This window comes from Spelaeicoccus albus (assembly GCF_013409065.1).
GTDB classification, from domain to species: Bacteria; Actinomycetota; Actinomycetes; order Actinomycetales; family Brevibacteriaceae; genus Spelaeicoccus; species Spelaeicoccus albus.
The window spans coordinates 536,964-554,878 of sequence record NZ_JACBZP010000001.1 but is presented as its reverse complement, the minus strand read 5'-3'; the positions used below and the strand labels follow the sequence as shown (position 1 = coordinate 554,878).

Below are 17,915 nucleotides of genomic sequence, written 5' to 3'. Positions count from 1 at the left end.
TGCATGTTACTCAAAGACAAGACGCTCATCGTGACCGGAGGCAATAGCGGGATCGGCGAGGCGATAGTGCTGGCCGCTGCCGCAGAGGGCGCCAACATCGTCATCGACTACATCGTGCACCCGGATGAGACCAAAGACGTGATCGCGAAGGTGGAGAAAGCCGGCGGACAAGCAGTCGGCGTCAAGGCGGACGTCAGCAAGGTCGCGGATCTGAAGGAACTGGTCGACGCCGCCGTGGCGAACTTCGGCCGCCTCGACGCAATGGTGAACAACGCGGGCATCGAGACGCGCACCTCCGTGCTCGAGACGACCGAAGAGGATTACCAAAAGGTGATCGACGTGAATCTCAAGAGCGCCTTCTTCGGCACGCAGCTGGCCGCCAAGCAGTTCATCAAACAAGGCGGCGGAGGATCGGTCGTCAACGTGTCGTCGGTGCACGAGGACTGGCCGATGCCCGGAAATATCGCCTATTGCGTGTCGAAGGGCGGCACGCGGATGCTCACGCGCACCGCCGGGGTCGAACTCGGCGAGCACAACATCCGCGTCGTCAACGTGGGGCCGGGCGCGGTCGCCACTCCGATCAACCAGTCGACAATGGACGATCCGGAGAAGATGAAGACGCTGAACGACGCGATCCCGCTCGGGCGGATGGCACAGCCGGAGGAAGTCGCCGACGTCGTCGTGTTCTTAGCATCCGACAAGGGAAAGTACGTGACGGCCACGACGCTGTTCGCCGACGGCGGCCTCATGCAGGGCAGCGTCGGGCTGTAAACGGCGGAACGGCTCTCCCCTCGCGCCGAGTGGTGGCGAACGGCTCTCCCCTCGCGCCGAGTGGTGGCGAGTGGCTGCCAAATCTGCGATTTGGCAGCCCCTCGCCACCACTCGAGAGCAGGATCAGCGGCGCAGGAACTTCTTGGCGAGCACGTTGCCGATCAGCTGCGCCACCTGTACCAGGATGATGATGAACACGACAGTGACAAGAGTGGCCGTGTAGTTGAACTGCTGGTAGCCGTACACGATCGCGAAATTGCCCAAGCCGCCGCCTCCGACGTACCCGGCCATGGCGGACATGTCCACGATGCCGATGAACATGAACGTGTAGCCGAGGATCAACGGCGCGAGCTGCTCCGGGATGAGCACCGTGAGAATGACCCGCAGTTTACCGGCGCCCATCGCCCGCGCAGCCTCGATCACCCCGGGGTCGATCGCCACGAGATTCTGCTCCACGACACGGCCGACGACGAACGACGCCATCAACACCATGGGGAAGATCACGGACGTGGTGCCGATCGACGTGCCGATGACGGCGATGGTCAGCGGCTGAGCCACGGCCAGAAAGATGATGAACGGGATGGGCCGTATCACGTTCACCAGCACGTTCAGCACGTTGAAGACTGCTGCGTTCTGCAGGATGTTGCCCTTGCGGGTGGCATAGAGCAGGACGCCGATCGCCAGACCGAAGATCCCGGCCAGCACCAACGTCGTCAACACCATGTAGATGGTCTGACCGATCGAGGTGAAGAGAGTCGGCCACAGTCCGGCCAGCCCCATTGAATTACTCACCGGACGACCCCCAATCCTGAAGATCGGTGACCGACCGCAGCGCGATCACGAGCGCCTCGACGTCGCGTTCATTGCCGCTGAGTTCGTAGGTGAGCGAGCGGAACGGCTTTTGCTGGATCTCGCTGATTCCTCCGTAGATCATTGTCGAATGCACATCGAACCGGCGCAACGTGTCCGACAGCGTCGTCCGTGAACCCGTTCCCTCTCTGATGCCGACCGACACGATCCGGCCCGGATGGCTGTGCCGCAACCGGGCGAGCGTCTCCGGCGACGGTTTGTCCTTCAGCGTCGTCTCGATAAACCGCTTGGTCTCCGACGACCGCGGATTGCTGAACACTTCGTACACGCTGCCTGACTCGAGAAGCTTGCCGCCGCTCATCACACCGACCGTATTGCAGATGCTGCGCACCACGTCCATTTCGTGAGTGATGACGACGATGGTGGTGCCGAGCTCGGTGTTGATCTTTTTCAAGAGTGCCAGCACGTCGCCGGTCGTCTCCGGGTCGAGCGCGCTTGTTGCCTCGTCCGCCAGTAGGATCTTCGGCGACGTGGCCAGTGCGCGCGCGATCCCGACGCGCTGCTTTTGTCCGCCGGAGAGTTGGCTGGGGAACTGGCGCGCCTTATCGGCGATGCCGACGAACTCGAGCAGTTCCGCCACGCGTTTGTTCCGGTCGGCGCGCGACCAGCCCGCCACCTTGAGTGGATAGCCCACGTTGCCGGCAACCGTCCGCGACGTCATCAGGTTGAACTGCTGGAAGACCATCCCGATATTCGAGCGCAGTTCGCGCAATTGCCGCTCGTTCATGATCGTGAGGTCGTCGCCGTCCACCACGACGTGTCCGGACGTCGGCAGCTCGAGTGCGTTGATCAGCCTCACCAAGGTGCTCTTGCCGGCCCCCGAATAACCGACGACGCCGATCACATCGCCCGCCGCAACCTCGAGGTTGACGTCGTCCACGGCAAGAACCTGTCCGGATTTCGAGCCGTCGAAGCGTTTGGTCACATTGCGGAAACTGACCGGGGCCGTCACCGGCGTGCTCGCGAAATCGCGGCCGACGACGATCCCGCCGGTTTACTGGCCGGCACGGATCTGCTTCTCGATCTTCTTCGTCTCGGACTGCAGCTTCTTTGCCGGGATGTTCTCGAGGACGCCGGTCTGACCCAGATCGGACTTGACGGCCTTTTCGACCTTCTTCGAATGATAGATCTTCACGAGTTTCTTGTAGGTCGGGTTGTCCTTGTCGTCGGCGCGCACCACGAAACCGTTCACGTACGGCAGTGATGCCGAGCCCTTCGGACTGACCTGGAAAATGATCTTGCTTGTCGGCACCTTCGCGCTCGTGGCGAAATTGTTGTTGATGACGGCGCCGGCCACATTGTGCAAATTGGCGGTCGTCTGCGCGGCGTCCACAGGCGTGACCTTCACCTTCGCGCTGCCGGGCACGATGTCCGCGGGCGTTGACGCAGTCGTACCGCCGTTCTTCAGCTTGATCAGCCCCGCGGACTGCAACACCAGGAGTGCCCGAGCCTCGTTCACGGCGTCGTTGGGAATGACTACTTGGCCGCCCTGGGGGATATCCTTCACCGACTTGTACTTCGTTGAATAAAGGGGCAGCGGATAGACGGCCGTCGAACCGATGAAGGCGAGGTCGTCGTGGCTCTTCACGTTGTAATTGGCGAGGTACTGGATGTGCTGGAATTCGTTGACGTCCAGTTGCTTTTGCTTGAGCGCCGGATTCGGCTGGTTGTAATCGGTGAAGTTCGTGAACTTCACGGTGATGCCCTCCGCCTTCGCCTCGTTCCGGAACACCGTCCAGTAGTGTTCGGCGCCGTCCGTCACGCCCAGGTTGACTGTCTTGTCGACTGAGGACGAATCGGTTGCCCCGCAGGCTGCCATCAAGGCGAACAAGGGTGCGATCGCCAGCCATTTCAGGGGTTTCAGTCTCATCGTCGTGTTCCTTTATCGGTGCGTGGAGCATGCGGCTCACTGGTGGGAGGCATGCGCTGCCGCGACAGGTGCACGCGGCGCGAATTCACAGTAGCGAGGGCGGAATTGCCGCATCAAAATGTGTGACGCATTGTTAAGCTGCCGCGGCTGCACCGCGAATAGTGGGAGACCCGCGCGGAGCGGGCCCGATCGGGGCAAACGTGGACGCGCAGCCCCACTTACGGCCAAGATGTAGGTACTCGTAACGAAGTCGCGTGCGTCGCAAACTGAAGGAGCACCCCGTGATCGATGTCGAAACTCAAATAGAATCCGTCAGCCGCTCGGTGGGCACCAGGGTCCTCGACACCGGGTGGGCGCGTGTCGTCGGCCTGCGGCAGAAATTCGACGTCTCGGTCGAGGAGCTCTGGGAACTGTGCACGACTGCCGAGAAGATCTCGAGGTGGTTCTTGCCGGTGAGCGGAAACCTGCGCATCGGCGGCCGATATCAACTCGAAGGCAATGCGGGCGGACGCATCGAGGCCTGTAAGCCACCCGAGCGGTTCACGGCGACCTGGGAATTCGGCGGTGAGGCCAGCTGGATCGAGCCGAAATTCGGCCGCGCCGCGGATGCGAAATCGGTGCTCGAGCTCAAACACATCGCTCACGTCGACGACGACCAATGGGCGGAATACGGGCCCGGTGCGGTCGGCATCGGCTGGGACATGAGTCTGATGGGACTGGCCAGCCATATCAAGAGCGGCGAGTCGGTGAACCCCGAATCGGGAGCCGAATGGGGCGCCTCGAGCGAGGGCAGACAGTTCATGAAGTTGAGCAGCGATGCCTGGCGTGCCGCAAGCGTCGCCTCCGGCACCGAGCCCAACGAGGCCGATGCCGCGGCCGATCGCGTCATTGCCGTTTATACGGCCGATAGTTAGCGGTCCAACGGGTGAAGAATTCCGCGCGGTTCTGAGCGTTCAGACAGGTTGACGCGATTGAATGGCAACAAGGAGTCAGACATGTACAACGTTCCAGACCTGTCCGGGCGCCGCGTCATCGTCACGGGCGCGAACAGCGGCACCGGCAAGGAGATCGCGTCGCGTCTCGCGGCCGCGTCGGCGCACGTCATCATGGCGTGCCGGACGGCGTCCAAGGCCGAGGCTGCGCGTGACGAGATCCGCGCTGCCCACCCGCAGGCGTCGCTTGACGTGCGTCATTTGGATTTGGCCGATCTCGCATCGGTGCGAAAGTTCGCGGACGAGCTGACGGCGCAGGGTGACCCGATCGACGTCCTGATCAACAATGCCGGAGTGATGGCGCCGCCCGAACGCTTCACGACCGTCGATGGTTTCGAGCTGCAATTCGAGAGCAACTTCCTGGGTCCGTTCGCCCTCACGGTGCGGTTGTTGCCGCTGTTGTTGGCCGCCGAACGGCCGCGGGTGGCGACCATGTCGAGTGGTATGGCCAACGTCGGCAAACTGCGGTTCGACGATCTGCAACGCACGCAAGGGTATAGCGCCAACCTCGCCTACGCCCAGTCGAAGCTGGCGGACCTCGTCATGTCGCAGCAACTGGCCCGCATCAGCGCCGAGCGCGGGTGGAGTTTGCGCAGTGTCGCAGCCCACCCCGGGTTCACCCGCACCAATCTGCAAAAGTCCGGGGCGAGCCTCGGACGCGACAAGCCGCGAACAAGCGCCTTCAAGATGGCCGAGCACGTCGTCCCGTGCCAAGACCCGTCCGCGGGCGCCGAACCGTTGCTGTTCGCGGCGACCGCTCCCGGCGCGGCCAACGGCGGATACTACGGGCCCGGCGGATTCATGGGTCTGACCGGCGCGACGACGTCGGCGCGCGTCGTCAAACGCGCGGAAGACCGAGCCGATGCCGCCCGGCTGTGGCAAGAGGCGGAGACGCTCACCGGAGTTGCGCTCGCCGACTTCGTCCCGGACGATGCCTGAGTAGTTTGCGCCTGAGTAGTTTGTGCCGGACGCCGTCGAAGCGGGCTGGTCGGTAAGCTGTGCGGATGGCTTTTGCGTGGGCGCCGGACGGCACGAGGATTCGGTATTGGACGTCGGGAGCGGGCACTCCGATCCTGTTGATCGCCGGGCAAGCGTTGCCGCATAGCTCGTGGGGCACCGAGGTGGACCGGCTGGCGAGCAGGCACACAGTCGTCACGTACGACCATCGCGGAGTCGGCGAGAGCGACGGCCCCGTCGACGAGCCCTATACGACGCGGGGGATGGCAGCAGACGCCGTCGCGATTCTCGACGACCTCGGGATCGACCGTGCCCATGTGTACGGGTTTTCCATGGGCGGGCGCATTGCGCAATGGCTGGCCGCCGATCACCCGGACCGGGTGGGCGCGCTTGTCCTGGGGTCGACCACGCCCGGTGACGCACACGGCGTCCGGCGTTCGCGCCGCGCGACACAAATCCTGATCGGTACGGACCGGCGGGCACTGCTCGAGTTGTTCTACACGCCCGAGTGGATCGATGCGAACGACATGCAATCGACGGCGCCGCTGGCCAAGCCGCACAACCGGCAGACCTTGGCGTTGCATTACAAGGCCAGCGAAGGACACGACGGGTGGGACGCGTTGTCGCATATTGCGGCCCCGACTTTAGTGGTGCACGGCTCGGACGACGAACTTGCGCCGGTCCGCAACGCGTCGATTGCGGCAGAGCGGATTCCGGATTCGCGGCTGGTGATTTTGGACGGCGCCCGGCACGGGTACTTCGCCGAGTTCCCGGACGTGTCCGACACCGTCCTCGACTTCATCGCCGGCCATGGACGCGGCGCGGTTACAGCGTGAGGATAGCGTGAATATCCTGGCCCGGCAGCGCTGAGCGACCATTCAACTCAGCAAGTTCAAGGACGACGCCGACACCGGCAACGACGTACTCGGCGCGCGTGAGCAGGCGCGCGGCTGCGGCGAGCGTGCCGCCGGTGGCCAGCACGTCGTCCACCAGTAGCACCCGGGTGCCGGGCGGTGCATGATCGGGTGAGATCTCGAGCGCGTCGTTGCCGTACTCGAGATCGTACGACTCGGTCAGAACCGATCCGGGCAGTTTGCCCTTTTTACGGATGGCCAAAAGCGACGTGTCGGTCGCGTAGGCGGCTGCCGCCGCCAACAGGAACCCGCGCGCCTCGACTCCGGCGACGGCATCAATCGCCCCGCACTTTGCGGTCAGCGTGTCGACGATCACGCGGAACGCGTGCGGATTTGCGAACGCCGGGGTCAGGTCGCGAAACCTGATTCCGGGTTCCGGAAAGTCGGGAACCGTGACGAGTTCGGACAGGACGAGTTCGCGAGCTGAAGCGGATTCCACCCCTCAACGGTAGGGCATGCCGGACGAATGCTTCGAGCGGCCGTCGCGAAACCGCCGCGGAATGAATTCGCGGTGCACACTGGCGGCCGTCCGATAAATCAATCGATTGGCACCGCGAGGGGCAGCAGCGCGAGATGCCATAGATTGACGGTATGGAATTTGCCGTCGACGACGAAGCAGCTTCGGAAATTGTTGGCGCCCTGCGCGCGGCCGGATGCGTATTCGCCGACGACGAGACGCGTCTGCTGATTGCCGAAGCTTCGTCGACCGCTGAGCTCGACAGGCTTGTCGCAGCACGCATCTCCGGCGAGCCGCTCGAGTACCTGCTGGGCTGGGCCGAATTCTTAGGGCTGCGCCTGACTGTTGAACGCGGAGTCTTCGTCCCTCGGCGCCGGACCGAATATCTGGCACTGGAAGCCATCCGGTGCGCTCGCTCCGCCGAAACCGCATCACCCGTGCTTGTCGATTTGTGCTGCGGCGTCGGCGCAGTGGCGGCAGCGACGATCGAGGCGGGGATCGGTGCGGAGGTGTACGCCGCGGACATCGATCCGGTAGCCGTGGGGTGTGCTCGGCACAATGTCGGTGCCCGCGGGCAAGCAGTCGAAGGCGACCTGTTCGCAGCACTTCCGGCGGAGCTGCGCGGACGTATCGACGTCATCGTCGCCAATGCGCCGTACGTGCCGACCGGCGAGATCGTCATGATGCCGTCGGAAGCGCGGAACCACGAGGCGAGAACGGCGTTGGACGGCGGGCCCGACGGGCTCGACGTCGGGCGCCGGATCGCTGCCGGGGCCCCCGACTGGTTGACGCGGGCCGGACAGCTTCTCGTCGAGACGAGTGAGCGCCAAGCCGAGACGGCGTCCGGCATCTTTGCCGCTGCAGGATTGAAGCCGCGAATCCTGCGGTCCGCCGATCACGATTCGACAATCGTGATCGGCAGTCGCTGACTGCGCGGCCGACGCCAATTGCGCAGGTATTTCCCGCCGTGCCGCTTGGTGATTATGTATCGCGGCCACCTGGAAATCACACGAATAATCGCGCCGGGAGTTCAGCGAAAAACGCGAAGAACGCAATTGGATTCGAGTAGTTGATTTCTCCGCCGGCCGGCGCACACAGTGATAATCTTCATCCAGCCGCAACACAAAAGGGGTGGCCGATATGGCCGATGAAGTGCAACAAGGATCATTCGAAGACTCGGATAAAGGCCTAAAACGAAGTCTTTCCCTCACTCAACTTCTCCTCCTCGGCGTGAGCGCCCAGATCGGATCCGGCTGGCTGTTCGGCGTGCTGGCAGCCGCCGGAGTCGCCGGTCCGGCAGCGATTTTGTCGTGGATCATCGCATCGATCCTGGTCTTCCTGATCGCCTTGACCTACCTCGAACTCGGGTCGATGCTGCCGCGTTCCGGTGCCATCGTCCGCTACACGTACCTGACCCACGGCTCCCTGTCCGGCTGGATCATCGGCTGGGCGTATTGGCTGTCGGTCGTGTCCATCCCGCCAATCGAAGCCGAAGCCGTGCTGACCTATCTGGGCGGGCGTTTTCCCGAAGCGCACTTCCTGACGACGAAGGCCGGCGTCGACGTGCTCAGCTGGCCGGTCGGAATCCTCAGCGGCGTCGTGCTGATGCTCGTTTTCTTCGTGCTCAATTTCTTTGGTGCGAAATTCCTTGCCGAGTCCAACCGATGGGTCACGATCTGGAAGATCGCGCTGCCGACCATTACCTTCATTTTCTTGTTCTTCATCTTGAACGGCAGCAATTTTCACGCGTACGGCGGATTTGCTCCGGAGGGCGCTCCGCCGATCTTCCACGCAATCGCGACCACGGGCATCATCTTTTCCCTGCTCGGCTTCCGGCAAGCCCTCGACTACGGCGGCGAATCCAAGAATCCGCAGCGCGACGTCCCGTGGGCCACATTTGGATCGATTGCGATCCCGGCAGTGATTTACACGTTGCTGCAGGTCGCCTTCATCGGTGCGATCAACTGGGCAGACATGGGCCTCAAACCCGGGCAGTGGGACAAACTCGTGAACGGCGGTTGGGCCGACGGGCCGCTTTTCCACGCGCTCGACTCGGCGAACATTGCCGCACTCGCCGCTCTTGGCACGTTCCTTCTGATCGACGCCGCCGTATCGCCTCTGGCCACCGGCTGGGTCTATCTGGGCACGGGCGCCCGCACCGGATACGGCCTGGGCGTGGCTCGCAATATCCCGCCGATCTTCCAATCCAACAACAGGTTCGGTATCCCGTGGCTCGCTTTGGTCGTCTCGGCAGTCGTCGGCTGCGTCTTCTTCGTCCCGGCTCCGAGCTGGTATCAGCTTGTCGGCTTCATCAGTTCGGCCGCCGTGCTCACGTACATCATGGGCGGGGTGAGCCTGCCGGTATTGCGCCGGACGGCGTCCGTGCTGCCGCGCCCGTTCCGCCTGCGCGGGGCGAACTTCTGGTCGGTCATCTCCTTTCTTGCCGCAGTGTTGATCCTGTATTGGGGCGGCTTCTCGACCTTGGCGAACGTTTTCACTGCCACCTTCATCGGGCTACCGATCTTCACGGCGTACTATGCGTGGCGGCGCGGCTGGATGTCGCCGATCTGGAGTGCGATAGTCAGCATCGTCTTCTTCGTGCTGTGGGTGTGGGTCGCTTATGCCGGAGGTTGGGTGCTGACCTCCAACGGCGGTCAGCGGCCCGGCGGCTGGTCGTTCATCGTGTACGACATCGTCTTCTGTGCGCTCGTGATCGCGTACTGCGTGGCCATTTGGCTGTTGAGCTCGGCGCAGGCGCGGCGGCATGTGACGGCGAACTGGTGGCTCATCTGGTTGCTGCTGGCGTCGTTCCAAATCGCGTACTTGGGCGATTACGGGCCGCTCAAGGACCCGGTTCTCATCTTCCCGTGGGGCATCGTGGCTGAGGTCGTCGTCGGGATCATCGCGTACGTCTGGGGAGTTCGTACGGGCTTTGCGACCGAGGAGATCAAGGACATCGTTGCGGGATACGAACGGGGGCTGGAAGCTGCGAAAGCCGACGGCGACTGAGCACTTCTCGCCGCCCGCCCGTCGCCCGCTGAACCGCAAAACGCGCCGCGGCGTATAGGACGCCCCGTCATGACGGGGCGTTCCTGACGCGCCGCCGCGTTTTGCGTGAGTTTGCCGCACCGAAAATCCTTGACAGCCGGCTCGGCCGACCTTAGCGTCAGCAACAGTGTTGGCTCGGGCTAGGGGAAGGACCTCCGCATGTCGGTACCGGACACCGCACGGCGCGGTGGAACCCCTCGCGCGCAAATGCACGGCGTCAACAAATACTTCGGTGACCTGCACGTACTGCAGGACATCGATCTCGAAATCGAACCGGGCGAAGTAGTAGTGGTGGTCGGCCCGTCGGGCTCCGGGAAGTCGACGCTTTGCCGCACGCTAAACCGGCTGGAGACTATCGATTCGGGCGACATCCTCGTCGATGGACGGGCGATCCCTCCGGAAGGCATCGAACTGGCGCGGCTGCGCGCAGATGTCGGAATGGTGTTTCAAAGCTTCAACTTGTTCGCGCACAAGACCATCCTGCAGAACCTGACGCTCGGCCCGATCAAAGTTCGTAAGCGTCCGCGGGCGGAAGCCGAGCGGCGGGCCCATGAGCTGTTGGACCGCGTGGGCATTGGCGAACAAGCCGGCAAACTTCCGGCCCAGTTGTCCGGCGGTCAGCAACAACGTGCAGCGATCGCCCGGGCGTTGGCCATGGATCCGTCTCTCATGCTTTTCGACGAGCCGACATCCGCGCTCGATCCGGAGATGATCACCGAGGTACTCGACGTCATGGTGGAACTCGCGAAAGAGGGAATGACGATGCTGGTCGTCACCCACGAGATGGGGTTTGCCCGGAAGGCGGCCGACCGGGTCGCGTTCATGGACGCCGGGCGAATCGTGGAAATGGCGGAGCCGGACGAATTCTTCTCCAATCCTCGAACCGAACGTGCCCAGGACTTCTTATCGAAATTGCTTTCGCATTGACGCTGTCCCCATCAGGAAAGAAGGAAGCTCATGAATTGGATCCGGAGGTCCACGCGCTCGGTGATTGTCGTCACGGTCTCGGCAGCCGTGGCAGCGTCGTTCTCGCTGGCGGGTTGCGCCGATAGCGGGTCGGCAAAGAGTCCGGGAAGCACATCGAGCTCGGGAGTCGGCAGCGACAAAGCTGCCGGTGCCGCTATCGTCAAACAGGCGCCCATCGCTAAGGCGTCGGAAATTCCGGCCGGCTCGGCCATGGCAAAGATTAAGAAGGCCGGTGTCCTCAAAGTCGGCGGCACCGCGACGAGCCCGCTGTTCTCCCTGAAGAATCCGGTGTCCGGCACGTACACGGGTTTCGATGCGGTGCTGGCAAAAATGTTCGCCAAGTACATCATCGGCAAGCCCAAAGTCGAACGCCGGCAGATCACAGTGGCGACGCGGGAAGCGGTGCTGAAGAACCACACGGTGGACGTCGTGATCGCCACTTACACGATTACGCCCGAGCGGGCCAAACAGGTCAACTTCGCGGGACCGTACTTTTCCGATGGCGACACTATCCTGGTGCGCAAGGATACGAACGACATCAAAAACGTGAAGGATCTCGAAGGTAAGAAGATCTGCACGGAAACCGCTTCGTCGGCGGTCGGGACGTTGAAGAAAAAACTGAAAAATCCGAAGCTGCTGTTGCTCGACACCAACGATGAATGCCTGCAAGCACTCGAACAGGAACGCGCCGACGCCTATGTGCTCGATGGTTCGATCGTCGGCGGCGACGCAAAGCAGAATCCCGACAAGGTCAAGGTCGTCGGCAAGCCGTTCAGCACCGAGCCATACGGGATCGGCCTGGCCAAGGACCGCCCGGAGATGCAGAAGTTCGTCAACGACTGGCTGCGGAAGATCGAGAAGGACGGGCTTTGGAAGAAGGTCTGGGACGCGACGCTGAAGGACAGCCTGTCGGGGGAGGCACCGAAGCCGCCGAAGATCACCACCGGCAAGTGAGCGAAGGGTGACGTATCTTGCCGATTTCGCCGGTGCTTTCGGGCTGACTATCAGGATCAGCGCGTTCGCATTTGCGATGGCGCTCATCCTGGGCACGATCGTGGCACTGTGCCGGGTTAGCGCGATACCGCCCTTGCGGGCGGTTGGCACGTTCTACGTCGAAGTCGTGCGCAACATACCGCTTCTGGTGCTGCTCATCTTGATCGTCTTCGCGTTGCCCGAAGCCGGCGTCAAATTCACTATCGAAAACAGCGCGATCATCGGTCTCGGCATCTATGAGGCGTCGTACGTGTGCGAAGCGGTGAGGTCGGGAATCAACTCGATTCCTCTCGGCCAGGCCGAAGCGGCACGTGCCATCGGACTGCCCACGAAAGGAGTCCTCGGACACGTCATAGTGCCGCAGGCACTCCGATCGGTGGTGCAACCGCTCGGCAACATCGCGATCGCCACTGTGTTGAACTCGTCGCTTGCCGCGGCAGTCGGCGTCGTCGAGCTGACCGGCGTCGCCAATATCCTCAGTTCCCAATCGTCGCACGTGATAGTGCTGTTCATCGGTGACGGTGCGGCGTATTTCGCACTCACCCTGGTCGTCGGCTTCTTAGCGGGACGCCTCGACAAAAAGGTGGCGATCCGACGATGACCAGCGAGCGTCTCCTCTTCGACGTGCCCGGCCCGAAGGCGCGCCGTCGAACAATCATCTGGTCGATCATCAGCGTGATCGGTATCGTCGCGGTGATTGCGGCCATGCTTGTGCAACTCGCGCGGAATGATCAGATGCAGCCGGAGCAGTGGCATCTGTTCATCGAACGCACGGCGCTGAAGTTCCTCGGCGAAGGCCTGCTCAACACCTTGAAAGCCGCATTTGCAGCAGGCCTCATCGCGCTACCGATAGCAATAATCGCCGCGGCTGCACGAATGTCCACACATCGAACTCAGCGCGCCGTCGCCACCGTGTATATCGAGGTCATGCGGGCCATCCCGGTCCTCTTGCTCATTTACGTCTTCGTGCTGCTGTTGCCGAATTACGGCATCCGGATCAGCCTCTTCTGGCAGTTGGCGATTCCGCTCGTCTTCACGAACAGTGCGGCCTTGGCCGAGATCTTCCGGTCGGGGATCAACGCACTCGAGTTCGGTCAAAGCGAGGCCGCATACGCCATCGGGCTCACGCGCGGCCAAGCCATGAGGTACGTCCTGGTGCCGCAGGCGGTGCGCCATGTCCTTCCCTCCCTGGTCAGCCAGATGATTTACCTCTTCAAGGGCACCACCCTCGGCTATGTCGTCTCGTACACGGAACTGCTGCAGCAAGGGAAGATCTACGCGGAGGCGTTCCACGTGCTGTTGCAGACATATGTCGTGATCGCGTTCATCTATGTCGTCATCAATGCGTCACTGGCCAAACTTGCGCGAGTGGTCGATGATCGACAGCGCCGCGTGCCAAGCTGACGCCGGCCTGCACCGTCTTCGCCACAAAACGCGCCGCGGCGTCGGGAACGCGCAGTCATGACGGGGCGGGCTATACGGCGCGGGGCGTTTTGCGGTGGGAAAGGGGGGGGGAGTGATTAGTGCGGCCGCCAGGCCTCTTGGTCGTCGAGCCGGGACGCCACTTGATCGGGAAGCCGGTGATCAGCCAAGTCCCGTACCGTGACTTCTTCGAAGATGTCGCGAAGGCTGCTGCGTGCCGCGATCCATACATGCTGCAAGGAAGCCGCCGAGTCGTTGTAGGTGACGGCTTCCGGGCGAAGTCCGTACACGCTGACCAACGGCCCGTCGATGGCACGGATGATATCGGCAACGCTGACGTCGGACGCCGCTTTGGCCAGCCGCCAACCGCCGGCCTGACCGCGCTGGCTGACGAGTATCCCGTCGCGGCGCAGGTCGGCCAGGATCGCCTGCAGGAATCCGTGCGGAATTTCTTGCAACTGACTCAGCTGCTCGGCACTGATCGCCGATCCGTCGGGCGCGGCAGCCAACTCGATGACGGCGCGGAGCGCATAGTCGGACTTCGCGGAGACTCGCATGCCGAAAGTCTCTCATAACAGTAGAGATTGCGGCCCGGCGTGCAATCGATCCTCCGAGTACGCGAGGTTAATGCGCCACCGTGTCGGTTGCGGCTTCGAGGCGAGCGCTCTCGTCGTCCAGAGCCTTCAACCGGCGCGCCCCACTGATCACGACGCCCAGCGCGACCATCCAGGCCACGAAGACCACGCTCGTCGCCGTCAGAACCGCGACCGTGGCGCCGCCGAGCGACGTCACGATCGTTTGCGTGTTGGTCAGCACGATGAGGCCGCCTGCGCCGACGCCGAGAACGCGTGCCGGCAGACGTTTGACAAGCCAAGCCGCAATGGGGGCCGCGATCACGCCGCCGACAAGCAGCGCCGCGGCAAAGCCGAAGTTCACGCCTTGAGTGCCGAGGCCGACCAAAAATCCGAGCGAACCGCCAATCGAGACGACGAACTCGGAGGTATCGATCGAGCCGACCACCTTGCGTGGTTCGAGCCGGCCCGATGAAAGCAGGGACGTCGTGCCGACCGGGCCCCATCCGCCGCCCCCGATGGCATCCATCAAACCGGCGACCACGCCAAGCGGGGCAAGGAAAAAGGCTGAGAGCTTGCCACGGAACTGCGGACGTCGTCCGCCGAGGACGAGGAACCGCCAGATGACGTAAATTCCGAGGGCGAGGAGCAGAGCGGCGACCCACGGCTTGACCACATCGCCGGGAAGGCTCGATAAGAACGTGGCACCGAAATACGCGCCGACGCCGCCGGGGACGGCCATGATGGCGACCGTTCGCCAATCGACGTTGCCGAGCTTGTAGTGAGAGAAGCCCGATACCAGTGTCGTGCCGAGTTCGGAGAAATGCACTGCGGCGGAGGCGGCCGCCGGCGCGATACCCGCCGCGAGGAGGAGCGTCGACGAGGTGACGCCGAACGCCATCCCGAGCGAGCCGTCGATCAATTGAGCGATCAAACCAACGATGCCGAGAACGAGAAAGTTGCGCATGGCCGGATGCTTTCGTTTGGGAACCGGGCGTCGGAGCACCCGGCGCGCGATAGTTTCGTATGTTGAGTAAATTACTAGTGTTTGAAAGCCTAGGTCGACAAATTCAGTAAGTCAACTAAATTACTCGACTTAAACGAGAATCAGTGTCCGAGATGGAACTCGGCCACCTGGACCGAATCCTCGTCGGACAAGTCGGGATAATGATCCAGAAGGCGAGCGCGCAGCGATGCGGGATCGGGGAGGTCTTCGCCGCGGGCATCCTCGGGCGTGAGCTCGCCGGCGGTCGTCGACCGGACCGTGTCGATGATGCCGTCCAGGCGTCGCAGCCCGTCACCGTCGTCGAAGACGAAAATGACGGGGCCCGGTTGAATCGGGTCATCTCGACGCACTGTGACAGTCTTGCGCCCGGAGGCGACGTCCTGAAAATAACGCGACGCAAAATGCACGACGCGCGGTCCGGTTGCGTAGCTCGTGGCTCGATACGCGAACGGAAGGAGGTCGCGGATCGGGTGGACTGCCAGGTCGCCGTCCGACGGGACTACGACATGGATGTCGGGGTGCAGGTCGAGCATGAATTGACGGCACCGCCCGCATGGAGCGATGACTCCGCGGGTGCGGTCACCGACGGCGACCATTGCCACGAGGGGCCCGGCTCCGGCCTCGGCGGCCGACGCGATGGCGACCATTTCGGCGCACGGACCGCCGGTGAAATGAAAGACGTTGACCCCGGTGTGGATGACCCCCTCGGTATCCATCGCTGCTGCAGCAACAGTGTGGATATCTCCGCCGGGCAGCGACCGGGCAACGTCGACGGCCGCGTCGACCAGCTGCTTTTCGAGTGCGCTGAGCATGTGTTCATGCTACCTGCGGTTAAACGGTGCGGCGCCGTCGCAAGAACGGATCGGTCAGCGGCGCCGGCGTGAATCCCTTGTCGGCGTCGGCCAGAGTGACGCCGGGCGGAACGATCTCGTCAATGCGATCGAGGACGTCGTCGGTGAGGGTGGCGTCGAGCGCGCCCAGTTGGGAGTCGAGCTGCTCCATCGTCCGTGGTCCGATAATGGGAGCCGTCACGGCGGGGTGCGCCATGACGAAGGCCAAGGCCAGGTGAATGAGTGACAAGCCGGATTGCTCGGCCAGCACCGCGAGATCCTCGGTTGCGTCCAGCTTGCGCTGATTGCCCGGATCGGACAGGTCGTAACGCGCCGGCATGCGCTGAGCGCGCTTGCTGTCGGGGACGTCCCGCCCTTTCCGGAATCGCCCGGAGAGCCAACCGCCGGCCAACGGGCTCCACGACAGAACACCCATGCCGTACTTCTGCGTGACCGGAAGCACTTCGGCTTCGGCTCCGCGCACCAGTATCGAATATGGTGGCTGCTCGGTTGAAAAGTGTCCGAGGGCCCGCCTCTCGGCAGTCCACTGGGCCTCGACGATTTTGTGGGCCGGGTGCGTTGAAGAGCCAAAGGCGCGGATCTTGCCCTGCGTGCGCAGGTCGGTCAGCGCGGACAGAGTCTCTTCGTCGTCCGTGCCGCGTTCCGGGCGATGCACCTGGTAGAGGTCGATCCAGTCGGTGCGAAGTCGGCGCAAACTGTTCTCCACCTCACGGATGATCCACCTGCGCGAATTGCCGGCGCGATTGACACCCCGATTGCCGTCGGCGTCTTCCATGGGGCCGTGGAACTTCGTTGCCAGGATGACGTCGTCGCGCTTTCCGTCGGCGAGGGCTTTTCCGACGATCTCTTCGGACTCGCCCTGCGAATACACGTCCGCCGTGTCGATGAAGTTGATGCCGGCGTCCAGCGCGTGGTGGATGATCGCCGTCGATTTGTCGTGGTCGGGCTCGCCCCACGCACCGAACATCATCGCCCCGAGGCAAAGCGGGCTGACTTGCATTCCGGTGCGTCCAAGGCTGCGATATTCCATGTCTTCAATCTACAAGCCTCCGGCCGAGAGTGGAGCTGTTGTCGCTTTTCCGATACGAAATGCAACAACAACTCCACTCTCGGTGGGAAGGGCGCCGGCTACTGGCCGGCCGGGGTGAAGTCCCGCGATCCGGCGAATTCCGGACGGGCCTTCGGCGCGGCGAACGGTTCGCCGCAGGCGTTCTCCACGCTGTTGTACACGATGAACACGTTCGAGCGGGCGAACGGCGTGATGTTGCTGTTCGACGCGTGCATGCAGTTCGAGTCGAACATGATCGCCCCGCCGGCTTCGCCCTCGAGCACATCGATGCCGTACTTGTCGGCAAAACCTTCAAGCGTCTTCTTGTCCGGGGTTCCCGGCCCCTGCATCTGCAGCGACTGCTTGTAATTGTCCTCGGGCGTCTTGCCGACGCACTGAACGAACTTCGTGTGCGACCCCGGCATGATCATCAGCGGACCGTTGAACGAATAGTTCCGCGTGAGTGAAATGGAAATGCTGACGGCACGCGTGCGAGGCATCCCGTCTTCGGCATGCCACGTCTCGAAATCCGAGTGCCAGGAGAACTCCTTGCCTTCGAATCCCGGCTTGAAGTTCACGCGGCTCTGGTGGATGTACACATCCGACCCGAGCAGTTGACGGGCTCGGTTCACTACTCGCGGATCGTGGGCGATCTTCTTGAATACCTCGCTGGTGTTGTGAATTTCGAAGATCGACCGAACGCCCTGCGAAGCCGGCTCGACAATCGTGCGCTCGTCGGCGCGGACGACGGGATCTTCCGACAGCCGCTCGAGCTCGTCTTTCATTTCCTGAAGCTCGGCTGGCGTCACCAATTGGTCGATCGTGAGGTAGCCGTTGTCGTTGTAATGCCGCACCGTGGCCGAATCAAGCGGACCTTCGCGGCCGCTTCCCCAAACCGTCGGATCGGGACGGTCGATCACATTCGGCCGGTCGACCGACCGGGTGGGGTATGCATCCTCGATTTGGGTAACAGTCTCAGTCACTTTTATCCTCCTCGTGATTATTGCGATGGCCCAGCACCTGCGTGGGCACCCGACAATGGCGCCCCGCGGGGGTTGAGATGGGCCCGACAGGCGGTGGCTTGCGATTCGTCGATCGCAGCCCCGACTCTTCAACTCCTACCCGATGTATTTCTACAGTCAACTCGGCAGTGCGTCGCCGGAGGCGCCGAGGCCGAG

At 62.9% G+C, this 17,915-nt stretch carries 19 protein-coding genes; 10 read left to right on the top strand and 9 right to left on the bottom strand.

What is annotated here, in order from left to right; genetic code table 11:
• Positions 1–3: 3 nt before the first annotated feature.
• On the top strand, positions 4–771 hold the full coding sequence (locus BJY26_RS02675) for a glucose 1-dehydrogenase (protein WP_179425430.1): 768 nt from the start codon (positions 4–6) through the stop codon (positions 769–771).
• A 123-nt stretch (positions 772–894) separates the two neighbouring features.
• Here the strand turns inward: BJY26_RS02675 and BJY26_RS02670 are convergent, their stop codons facing one another.
• From BJY26_RS02670 to BJY26_RS02660, 3 genes are all read right to left on the bottom strand, one after another.
• The gene (locus BJY26_RS02670) at positions 895–1,551 is read right to left on the bottom strand and encodes a methionine ABC transporter permease (RefSeq protein ID WP_179429735.1); all 657 of its coding nucleotides are present in this window, start codon (positions 1,549–1,551) and stop codon (positions 895–897) included.
• A gap of 4 nt (positions 1,552–1,555) precedes the next feature.
• Complete coding sequence (locus BJY26_RS02665; protein WP_237248817.1) at positions 1,556–2,566, bottom strand: methionine ABC transporter ATP-binding protein; 1,011 nt, start codon at positions 2,564–2,566, stop codon at positions 1,556–1,558.
• A 69-nt stretch (positions 2,567–2,635) separates the two neighbouring features.
• A complete protein-coding gene (locus BJY26_RS02660) occupies positions 2,636–3,511 on the bottom strand; it encodes a MetQ/NlpA family ABC transporter substrate-binding protein (RefSeq protein WP_179425426.1) in 876 nt (291 codons plus the stop codon).
• Positions 3,512–3,765: 254 nt separating this feature from the next.
• Between BJY26_RS02660 and BJY26_RS02655 the strand changes: the two genes are divergently transcribed.
• From BJY26_RS02655 to BJY26_RS02645, 3 genes are all read left to right on the top strand, one after another.
• Complete coding sequence (locus tag BJY26_RS02655; protein WP_218852224.1) at positions 3,766–4,425, top strand: SRPBCC domain-containing protein; 660 nt, start codon at positions 3,766–3,768, stop codon at positions 4,423–4,425.
• A gap of 81 nt (positions 4,426–4,506) precedes the next feature.
• Positions 4,507–5,442, top strand: a complete 936-nt coding sequence (locus BJY26_RS02650) for an SDR family oxidoreductase (RefSeq protein ID WP_179425424.1) — start codon at positions 4,507–4,509, stop codon at positions 5,440–5,442.
• A gap of 65 nt (positions 5,443–5,507) precedes the next feature.
• Entirely contained in the window at positions 5,508–6,296 is a 789-nt protein-coding gene (locus BJY26_RS02645; protein WP_179425422.1) for an alpha/beta fold hydrolase, read from the top strand.
• Here the strand turns inward: BJY26_RS02645 and BJY26_RS02640 are convergent.
• Positions 6,286–6,813 (bottom strand): adenine phosphoribosyltransferase, encoded by a 528-nt coding sequence (locus tag BJY26_RS02640; protein WP_179425420.1) that lies wholly within the window; start codon positions 6,811–6,813, stop codon positions 6,286–6,288. The genes BJY26_RS02645 and BJY26_RS02640 overlap by 11 nt on opposite strands.
• Before the next feature lie 152 nt (positions 6,814–6,965).
• On the opposite strand from BJY26_RS02640, the gene BJY26_RS02635 reads away from it, so the two are divergent.
• The 6 genes from BJY26_RS02635 (at position 6,966) to BJY26_RS02610 (ending at position 13,242) form a co-directional block, all read left to right on the top strand.
• Positions 6,966–7,760: a putative protein N(5)-glutamine methyltransferase gene (locus tag BJY26_RS02635; RefSeq protein WP_179425418.1), complete on the top strand. Its 795-nt coding sequence runs from the start codon at positions 6,966–6,968 to the stop codon at positions 7,758–7,760.
• A 211-nt stretch (positions 7,761–7,971) separates the two neighbouring features.
• On the top strand, positions 7,972–9,840 hold the full coding sequence (locus tag BJY26_RS02630; RefSeq protein ID WP_244953884.1) for an APC family permease: 1,869 nt from the start codon (positions 7,972–7,974) through the stop codon (positions 9,838–9,840).
• Between the two features lie 198 nt (positions 9,841–10,038).
• On the top strand, positions 10,039–10,806 hold the full coding sequence (locus tag BJY26_RS02625) for an amino acid ABC transporter ATP-binding protein (protein ID WP_179425416.1): 768 nt from the start codon (positions 10,039–10,041) through the stop codon (positions 10,804–10,806).
• A 30-nt stretch (positions 10,807–10,836) separates the two neighbouring features.
• The gene (locus BJY26_RS02620; protein ID WP_179425415.1) at positions 10,837–11,799 is read left to right on the top strand and encodes a glutamate ABC transporter substrate-binding protein; all 963 of its coding nucleotides are present in this window, start codon (positions 10,837–10,839) and stop codon (positions 11,797–11,799) included.
• A gap of 7 nt (positions 11,800–11,806) precedes the next feature.
• Positions 11,807–12,439 carry an amino acid ABC transporter permease gene (locus tag BJY26_RS02615; protein ID WP_179425414.1) on the top strand — a complete coding sequence of 211 codons (633 nt, stop codon included), beginning with the start codon at positions 11,807–11,809 and terminating at the stop codon, positions 12,437–12,439.
• The gene (locus BJY26_RS02610; protein ID WP_179425413.1) at positions 12,436–13,242 is read left to right on the top strand and encodes an amino acid ABC transporter permease; all 807 of its coding nucleotides are present in this window, start codon (positions 12,436–12,438) and stop codon (positions 13,240–13,242) included. Before BJY26_RS02615 ends, BJY26_RS02610 begins: the two co-directional genes overlap by 4 nt.
• Before the next feature lie 116 nt (positions 13,243–13,358).
• On the opposite strand, the gene BJY26_RS02605 is transcribed toward BJY26_RS02610, so the two are convergent.
• The 5 genes from BJY26_RS02605 to thpD form a co-directional block, all read right to left on the bottom strand.
• Positions 13,359–13,817, bottom strand: a complete 459-nt coding sequence (locus BJY26_RS02605; protein ID WP_179425412.1) for an RrF2 family transcriptional regulator — start codon at positions 13,815–13,817, stop codon at positions 13,359–13,361.
• Positions 13,818–13,884: 67 nt separating this feature from the next.
• Positions 13,885–14,799, bottom strand: a complete 915-nt coding sequence (locus BJY26_RS02600; protein WP_179425411.1) for a sulfite exporter TauE/SafE family protein — start codon at positions 14,797–14,799, stop codon at positions 13,885–13,887.
• Between the two features lie 140 nt (positions 14,800–14,939).
• Complete coding sequence (locus BJY26_RS02595; protein ID WP_179425409.1) at positions 14,940–15,650, bottom strand: ASCH domain-containing protein; 711 nt, start codon at positions 15,648–15,650, stop codon at positions 14,940–14,942.
• A gap of 19 nt (positions 15,651–15,669) precedes the next feature.
• Complete coding sequence (locus tag BJY26_RS02590) at positions 15,670–16,719, bottom strand: aldo/keto reductase (RefSeq protein ID WP_179425407.1); 1,050 nt, start codon at positions 16,717–16,719, stop codon at positions 15,670–15,672.
• A gap of 98 nt (positions 16,720–16,817) precedes the next feature.
• Positions 16,818–17,720 carry an ectoine hydroxylase gene (thpD, locus tag BJY26_RS02585; protein WP_179425405.1) on the bottom strand — a complete coding sequence of 301 codons (903 nt, stop codon included), beginning with the start codon at positions 17,718–17,720 and terminating at the stop codon, positions 16,818–16,820.
• Positions 17,721–17,915: the final 195 nt, after the last annotated feature.

Excerpts from the sequence above, each read along its gene's own strand:
- BJY26_RS02660 (WP_179425426.1), bottom strand. The coding sequence starts at position 3,511 with ATGAGACTGAAACCCCTGAAATGGCTGGCGATCGCACCCTTGTTCGCC.
- BJY26_RS02635 (WP_179425418.1), top strand. The coding sequence starts at position 6,966 with ATGGAATTTGCCGTCGACGACGAAGCAGCTTCGGAAATTGTTGGCGCC.
- BJY26_RS02600 (WP_179425411.1), bottom strand. The coding sequence starts at position 14,799 with ATGCGCAACTTTCTCGTTCTCGGCATCGTTGGTTTGATCGCTCAATTG.
- BJY26_RS02605 (WP_179425412.1), bottom strand. The coding sequence starts at position 13,817 with ATGCGAGTCTCCGCGAAGTCCGACTATGCGCTCCGCGCCGTCATCGAG.
- BJY26_RS02590 (WP_179425407.1), bottom strand. The coding sequence starts at position 16,719 with ATGGAATATCGCAGCCTTGGACGCACCGGAATGCAAGTCAGCCCGCTT.
- BJY26_RS02650 (WP_179425424.1), top strand. The coding sequence starts at position 4,507 with ATGTACAACGTTCCAGACCTGTCCGGGCGCCGCGTCATCGTCACGGGC.
- BJY26_RS02670 (WP_179429735.1), bottom strand. The coding sequence starts at position 1,551 with ATGGGGCTGGCCGGACTGTGGCCGACTCTCTTCACCTCGATCGGTCAG.
- BJY26_RS02675 (WP_179425430.1), top strand. The coding sequence starts at position 4 with ATGTTACTCAAAGACAAGACGCTCATCGTGACCGGAGGCAATAGCGGG.
- BJY26_RS02625 (WP_179425416.1), top strand. The coding sequence starts at position 10,039 with ATGTCGGTACCGGACACCGCACGGCGCGGTGGAACCCCTCGCGCGCAA.
- BJY26_RS02620 (WP_179425415.1), top strand. The coding sequence starts at position 10,837 with ATGAATTGGATCCGGAGGTCCACGCGCTCGGTGATTGTCGTCACGGTC.
- BJY26_RS02610 (WP_179425413.1), top strand. The coding sequence starts at position 12,436 with ATGACCAGCGAGCGTCTCCTCTTCGACGTGCCCGGCCCGAAGGCGCGC.
- BJY26_RS02645 (WP_179425422.1), top strand. The coding sequence starts at position 5,508 with ATGGCTTTTGCGTGGGCGCCGGACGGCACGAGGATTCGGTATTGGACG.
- BJY26_RS02595 (WP_179425409.1), bottom strand. The coding sequence starts at position 15,650 with ATGCTCAGCGCACTCGAAAAGCAGCTGGTCGACGCGGCCGTCGACGTT.
- BJY26_RS02630 (WP_244953884.1), top strand. The coding sequence starts at position 7,972 with ATGGCCGATGAAGTGCAACAAGGATCATTCGAAGACTCGGATAAAGGC.